At 71.5% G+C, this 6,287-nt stretch carries 7 protein-coding genes; 4 read left to right on the top strand and 3 right to left on the bottom strand.

From position 1 onward, the window contains the following. Positions 1–50 precede the first annotated feature (50 nt). Together ACFWVP_RS29905 and ACFWVP_RS29900 are read right to left on the bottom strand one after the other, a co-directional pair. Positions 51–458 (bottom strand): hypothetical protein, encoded by a 408-nt coding sequence (locus ACFWVP_RS29905; protein ID WP_384501094.1) that lies wholly within the window; start codon positions 456–458, stop codon positions 51–53. Positions 459–554: 96 nt separating this feature from the next. After that, complete coding sequence (locus ACFWVP_RS29900) at positions 555–1,670, bottom strand: chemotaxis protein (RefSeq protein WP_384501093.1); 1,116 nt, start codon at positions 1,668–1,670, stop codon at positions 555–557. A 135-nt stretch (positions 1,671–1,805) separates the two neighbouring features. On the opposite strand from ACFWVP_RS29900, the gene ACFWVP_RS29895 reads away from it, so the two are divergent. Together ACFWVP_RS29895 and glsA are read left to right on the top strand one after the other, a co-directional pair. Then, positions 1,806–2,300, top strand: a complete 495-nt coding sequence (locus ACFWVP_RS29895; protein ID WP_384501092.1) for a DUF1269 domain-containing protein — start codon at positions 1,806–1,808, stop codon at positions 2,298–2,300. Between the two features lie 40 nt (positions 2,301–2,340). Then, positions 2,341–3,693: a glutaminase A gene (gene glsA / locus ACFWVP_RS29890; protein ID WP_384501091.1), complete on the top strand. Its 1,353-nt coding sequence runs from the start codon at positions 2,341–2,343 to the stop codon at positions 3,691–3,693. A 17-nt stretch (positions 3,694–3,710) separates the two neighbouring features. On the opposite strand, the gene ACFWVP_RS29885 is transcribed toward glsA, so the two are convergent. Then, positions 3,711–4,535 carry an endonuclease I family protein gene (locus ACFWVP_RS29885; protein ID WP_384501090.1) on the bottom strand — a complete coding sequence of 275 codons (825 nt, stop codon included), beginning with the start codon at positions 4,533–4,535 and terminating at the stop codon, positions 3,711–3,713. 245 nt (positions 4,536–4,780) lie between these two features. Here ACFWVP_RS29885 and ACFWVP_RS29880 point away from each other — a divergent pair, with 245 nt between their 5' ends. Continuing rightward, entirely contained in the window at positions 4,781–4,993 is a 213-nt protein-coding gene (locus tag ACFWVP_RS29880; protein ID WP_384501089.1) for a hypothetical protein, read from the top strand. A 59-nt stretch (positions 4,994–5,052) separates the two neighbouring features. Next, positions 5,053–6,210, top strand: a complete 1,158-nt coding sequence (locus tag ACFWVP_RS29875; RefSeq protein ID WP_384501088.1) for a methyltransferase — start codon at positions 5,053–5,055, stop codon at positions 6,208–6,210. Positions 6,211–6,287: the final 77 nt, after the last annotated feature.

Genomic DNA, 6,287 nt, shown 5'->3' with positions numbered 1-6,287 from the left:
GCCCGCACGGAGCGGGCCGGCCGCGGTACGTCCGTGAGACGGGCGCGAGATCAGCCCACCGTCGTGCGGACGACGGGCGAGACAGTGCCACCGCCGACGATCCGCAGGGCGTTCTCGCCCTTGATGCCGAGCCGCACCCGCAGACTGTAGCCGCCGTCGCCGGTGGTCCTCATGCTCGCGGGCAGGGACACCCAGCGCTTGCCCTGCTTCTGCTGGAGGGTCACCTGGGTGCCGGGGCGGATGTGCCGGGCGGATCCGTGGACACGGAACTCCTGCCAGGCCGCGACGCGGCTCAGGGTCGTCCGCGCGGTGAGCGCGGGCCGGGCCGTCACACTCTCCGCGCTCGCCCCGGACGGCGGCGCGGGGACACCGGAGGACGCGGCGGCCCCGCCCACCGCACCGGCCAGCACCACCGCTGCGAGCAGGGCCGCCGCCGACGCGCGCCTGAATCGGTCCATGAATGGCTCTCCTTCGTGCACAGAGTGATCAGTGAGATCAACTCGGAGCGCCAAACCTAGACATAATTCACATAATCCCAACGCAAGGACACGCTCTCAGAAGCGCAGAGCCGCGGCGATCCGGCCGTGACCCGCGAGGGAGTCGTCCGCGACGAACACCACCTCGCAGCCGTTGTCCAGCGCCGCCTCGATGAGCTCGTCCACGATGTCCTCGCGCACCTGGCCGTCCGCCGCCTGCCTCCCGGCGTCGTCGGCCGGCTCCAGGTGCCCGTCGGTGACCCTGGCCGTCCGCTGGAAGTGCTCCTCCACGGCCACCAGGCCGGCACGGCCCTCCCGTACCGCGGCCCACACCTCGTCGAGGCCGCCCGCGAAGGAGTTGCCGCCCCGGGCGTTGTCGAGCCGTTCCTGGATGCCGGCCGCGGTCTGCCGCTGCCGGTCCTGGAGCGCGGGGGTCAGGTCCTTGAGGAGTTCGGCCGCGGTCGTCTCCGCGGTCGTGCCCTTCGCGGCCCTGCCGACGGCCGACCTGGAGGTCTCGCCCACCTCGTCGAGCAGGGCGAGCGCGGGCGGGAGGCCGACCAGGAACAGCGGCCGCGGGTCCGCCGCCAGGACCGCGCGCAGCTTCTCGTCGACCGTACGCAGGAAATTGCGCGCGTCCTCGCTGCTGTACGTGCTCGGGGTGTCCCCGATCCGCTCCTCGCGCTGCGGGTTGGGCTCCTCGTGCGGGGCCGTGAGCGGGAATCCGCCCCTGTTCTCCTTGCGCAGTCCGTCGTTCGTCCCCGACCACAGCGCCGCGTGCTCGGCGGACAGGCTCAGGACCCAGAAGAGCTGCGCCCGTGCCTTCGCCGCGACCAGGTTGCGGGTGAGGTAGGTGTCGCTGAGGACCACTCGTTCGGGCGCGGTGCGCGGCAGTTGCCAGATCTGGTACTCGTCGGCGTCGGCGAGGATGACCAGGGCGTCCAGGGCCCGTCGCTGGTCCACCTCCTCGGCCGCCCGGTCGAGCTGCGCCCTGATCGCGGCGCGGGACTCGCGGCTCACCCGCGGGTCGGCCTCCAGCCGGTTGGCGGCCTCGGCCACCAGGTTGCGCAGCCGTACGGCGTCCTGGGCGTTGTCCGGCGCCCGGCGGTGGGTCGGCATCGTCAGGGACAGGGCCGGATAGGGCCTGGTCGCCCGAAGTTCCTGCAACAGGCCGGCGGTCAGGGCGTCCGTATCCATCGTTCCCTCCCGGAGGGTCAAGGTCCGCGGTGCTGGGGCCGCCCTGCGGGCTGGGGCGGGTCGTTCGACGAGTCAATTCATACCTTTTGATCCTAGGATGAGCGAGTTATCCCCTTTCTTTCGGAGGTATGTGCGATGTCCACGCTCACCGTGTGGAAGTTCCACTCGGCCGACGGCGCCGAGAACGTCGAAGCGGCCCTGAAGTCCCTCCAGAAGGAAGGCCTGATCAAGATCCTCGACGCCGCCGTCGTGACCTGGCCCGCCGAGCGCCCCAAGCCGAAGACGAAGCAGCTGATCAACCTGGTCGGCGCCGGTGCGCTGAGCGGGACGTTCTGGGGGATGCTCTTCGGGCTCATCTTCCTGATGCCGCTGCTCGGCGCCGCCATCGGCGCCGCGGCCGGGGCGCTCGGCGGGAAGCTCGCCGACGTCGGCATCGACGACGAGTTCATCGCCGAGGTCAAGCAGAAGGTGACACCGGGGACCTCGGCGCTCTTCCTGCTGACCATGGACGAGGTGCCGAGCCGCATCAGCGAGTCGCTCCCCGGCGGCGGGGCCGAACTGCTGCACAGCAACCTCGACACCGAGCGTGAGGCCAGGCTCCGCGACATCTTCGGCGACGACGCGGAATGACCGCGCGGGAGCCGTACGTCCGCGACCCCGGCCGGCCGGGATGACCGCGGCCGATGCCGTCACGGACGCCCTGGGAGAGCTGCACGCCCGGTTCGTCGGTGTGCGCGACGGAGAACAGGCGGACTACATCCCGCAGTTGACGCGTGCCGACCCGGGTGACTTCGGGCTGGCGCTCGTCAGCATGGACGGCCACTGCTACAGCGCGGGGGAGGCGGACACCCCCTTCACCGTGCAGTCGGTGTCCAAACCCTTCGTCTACGCGCTCGCCCTGTCCTCGCTCGGCCTGGACGAGGTGGACCGCTGGGTGGGCGCGGAGCCCAGTGGTGAGGCGTACAACGCCATCAGCCTGGAGCCCGGCACGGGGCGGCCCGCCAACGCCATGGTCAACGCCGGTGCGATCGTCACCACCGCCCTGGTCCCCGACACCCCGGAGTCCCCCGCCTTCAACCGGATCCTGGCCTGCCTGAGCCGGTTCGCCGGGCGGCTGCTGGACGTGGACGAGGAGGTGTACGCGTCCGAGGCCGCCACCGGGGACCGCAACAGGGCGCTCGCCTACCTGATCCGCAGCACGGGGACCGGGCACCTGGACCCGGTGGCCGCCGTGGACACGTACTTCCGGCAGTGCGCGGTGCGGGTGACGGCCGTGGACCTCGCGGTGATGTCGGCCACCCTCGCGTACGGCGGGGTCAACCCGATCACCGGCGAGACCGTCGTCTCTCCGGAGGTCGCCGCGCAGGTGCTCGCCGTGATGGCCACCTGCGGCATGTACGACGGCTCCGGCGAATGGCTGCTGCGCGTCGGGCTGCCGGCCAAGAGCGGGGTGTCGGGCGGTCTGATCGCCGCGGGCCCGGCCCGCTTCGGCCTGGCCGCCTACAGCCCGCCGCTGGACGCGGCCGGCACCTCGGTCCGGGGACGCGCAGCCCTCGGAGCGCTTTCGGAGCGGTACGGGCTCCACCTCATGAGGAACCCGGCGCTGCCCGGCTCCACCGTCACGCTGGCCACCACCGCCGACGCGCTGCCCTCCGCACCCTCGGGCCGGCGTGAGCGTGCCCTGCGCGAGCGGGTCGGGATCGTCGCGGCCCAGGGAGCCCTGGACTTCACCGCCGCCGAGCGGGTGCTGTACGCACTGGACGAGTCCGGACCGGAGCGGACGGGTTCCGTCGTGCTCGACCTGAGCGAGGTGACGGGGGCCGACTCCGTCGCCCTGGAGCTGCTGCACGCGGGTCTGGCGCGGCTCGTCGCGGACGGGCGGCGCGCGGCAGTCGTCGACCCGGGGGACCGGCTCGGCCCGCCCGACCTCGTCCGCGAACGGACCGGCCGCGACCTGCCGCGCTTCGCCTCCCGCGAGGAGGCACTGGAGCGCTGCGCGCAGGTCATGGCCGGTCCGGACTGAGCGTCCGGCGGCCTCGCCTACCAGATTGCCTCGACCCACTCCGGGTGGTCGATGAACGGGTTCCGGTTGTGCTGGTACTCGTCGAATATGACCTCGTTGCGGTTCCGCTCGAAGCTGTTCGGCGGGTCCTCCTGGCTCCACTGCTTCAGTACGGAGAGCCGCCCGATGTACGGGGCCGAACCGTTGTTCACGCTGTTGTTCGGTTCGAGGTCGGCCCAGGAGTCGTCGCCCTCGTACCGGACCGCCATGTACAGGATCATCCGGGCGACGTCGCCCTTGACCGCGTCGCGCGGTTCGAAGGAGTCGCTGTCGGTGTAGTTGCCGGGAGCCCCGGACACCGTGCTGCCGCCGTTGTCGAAGTCCTTGTTGCCGCGGATGGAGTTGACCTGGACGTCCTCGGGGCGCAGGTGGTGGATGTCGGTGCCGGGGCCGGTGGAGGTGCCGAAGTCGCCGTGCGACTTGGCCCAGACGTGCTCACGGTTCCACTGGCCGACGCTGCCGCCGTTGCTGCTCTTGGACTGCGAGCGGCCGGTGTAGAGCAAAACCACGTTGGAGGAGTTGGCCGGGTCCTCGTCGGTGTTCTTGAGGGCCTCCCAGACCTGGCTGTAGGACAGCTTGGTCTGGTCGCTGATGATCGTGTGCAGCGAGCTCTTGAGTGCGGTGCCGGTTTTGCCCAGCGCGTCCTGGTAGTACGTGTCGTCGAGGGCGGTGAGCGACGTCGTGGCGGCGGCCGGGGCGGTGGCGGTGGCCGCGGGTGCGGCGGCCGCGACGCCCGTGAGTACGGCGATCGAGGCGGCTGTGGCCAGTAGTGGACGCGCGTAGAAACGGCGGCGACTGGACATGGGGGGTGTCCTCTCCGGAGCAGCGGGAACCGCGCCGCCACCACCGGGTACGTGGCGGGAACGGTGCCGTGGTTGCCGAGTGATGCCTGGTGAGCCGGGAGCCTTCCACACGTACGGTGCCCGTCGTGTGAACGTTGCGTATTCATCATGTGCAGGTCAAGTGACGGGCTGGAGGGGTCCGTCGGCGCAACGGATGCGGCAACTCCGTCCCGGCGCGAGAATTGCCGCAAGGACGAGGAGGCGGCATGAGCGAAGAGTCCGAAACCATATCCGCATCCGTGCCGGAGGAGCAGGGGGTGACTCCCGACCGTCTGCTGCACACAGGCGGGAACGACCTGCCGACCGCGGAGGACCTGGTGCTCGCCTCAGGGCGGGACCTGACCCCGCAGACCCTGGAGTGGGCACGGCGCAGGCTGGCCGAGGAAGGCCGGTCGGCCCTGGACAAGCGGCTTCCGTAGGACCCCGTGGCGGGCAGCGTGCGGAACGCTCCCCGCCACTCGGTTAGCCTGAACACAATATGAACCGTTTGACGACGTCACAGGGCGCATTCGATCTCGCCCGCTTTCCCGAGGACCCGCGCGACCCGTTCCGTGCGTGGGACGCCGCCGACGAGTACCTGCTGCGCCGGCTGGAGGGCGAGCAGGACAGCGAGCCGGTCGACCTGTCCGGCACCGTCGCCGTGGTCGGCGACCGCTGGGGCGCGCTCGCCACCGCGCTGGCCCGACACCGCCCCGTACAGATCACCGACTCCTACCTCGCGCGGCGCGCCACCGAGGCCAACCTGGTCCGCAACGGCGGCGACCCGGACTCGGTGCGCACGCGGTCGGTGCGCGACACCCCGCCGGAGCGCGTCGACGTGCTGCTCGTACGGGTGCCCAAGAGCCTCGCGCTCCTGGAGGACCAGTTGCACCGGCTCGCGCCGGCCGTCCACGCCGGGACCGTCGTCATCGGCACCGGCATGGTCAAGGAGATCCACACCTCCACCCTCAAGCTCTTCGAGCGGATCATCGGCCCCACCCGCACCTCCCTCGCGGTGAAGAAGGCCCGGCTCATCTTCTGCACACCCGATCCGGCGCTGACCAGGAGCCCCAGCCCCTGGCCGTACCACTACGACCTGCCGGACGACGTCGGTGCCGTCTCCGGCCGGACCGTCACCAACCACGCCGGGATCTTCTGCGCCGAGCGCCTGGACATCGGCACCCGCTTCTTCCTGAAGCACCTGCCCGGGCGGACCGGCGCCGACCGCGTCGTCGACCTCGGCTGCGGCAACGGAGTCCTGGGGCTGTCGGCCGCACTCGCCAACCCCGAGGCCTCCGTCACCTTCATCGACGAGTCGTACCAGGCCGTCGCCTCCGCGGCGGCGACCTTCCGGGCCAACACGGGACCGGACGCCAAGGCGGACTTCCTGGTCGGGGACGGGACGGCGGACCTGCCCGCGGGAAGCGTGGACCTCGTCCTCAGCAACCCGCCGTTCCACTCGCACCAGGCGGTCTCCGACGCCACGGCCCGGAACATGTTCCACGGTGCGCGTGCCGCGCTGCGTTCCGGCGGTGAGCTGTGGGTCGTCGGCAACCGCCACCTCGGCTACCACACGCAGCTGCGCCGGACGTTCGGCAACTGCACCACCGTGGCCGGCGACCCCAAGTTCGTCGTCCTGCGGGCCGTCAAGCGCTGACCCGGCCCGGGACAGGTTCTCCCGGCCCGGCCGGGACGGCACCGCGGGTGCGTCCGCGTCCCGGGGCACGGTCCCGG

The organism is Streptomyces sp. NPDC058637 (assembly GCF_042717325.1).
Taxonomy (GTDB): domain Bacteria; phylum Actinomycetota; class Actinomycetes; order Streptomycetales; family Streptomycetaceae; genus Streptomyces.
This window is presented reverse-complemented; position numbering and strand designations above follow the sequence as displayed.

Coding starts and splice junctions, on each gene's coding strand:
- ACFWVP_RS29895 (WP_384501092.1), top strand. CDS start 1,806: ATGTCCACGCTCACCGTGTGGAAGTTCCACTCGGCCGACGGCGCCGAG.
- ACFWVP_RS29905 (WP_384501094.1), bottom strand. CDS start 458: ATGGACCGATTCAGGCGCGCGTCGGCGGCGGCCCTGCTCGCAGCGGTG.
- ACFWVP_RS29875 (WP_384501088.1), top strand. CDS start 5,053: ATGAACCGTTTGACGACGTCACAGGGCGCATTCGATCTCGCCCGCTTT.
- ACFWVP_RS29900 (WP_384501093.1), bottom strand. CDS start 1,670: ATGGATACGGACGCCCTGACCGCCGGCCTGTTGCAGGAACTTCGGGCG.
- ACFWVP_RS29885 (WP_384501090.1), bottom strand. CDS start 4,535: ATGTCCAGTCGCCGCCGTTTCTACGCGCGTCCACTACTGGCCACAGCC.
- ACFWVP_RS29880 (WP_384501089.1), top strand. CDS start 4,781: ATGAGCGAAGAGTCCGAAACCATATCCGCATCCGTGCCGGAGGAGCAG.
- glsA (WP_384501091.1), top strand. CDS start 2,341: ATGACCGCGGCCGATGCCGTCACGGACGCCCTGGGAGAGCTGCACGCC.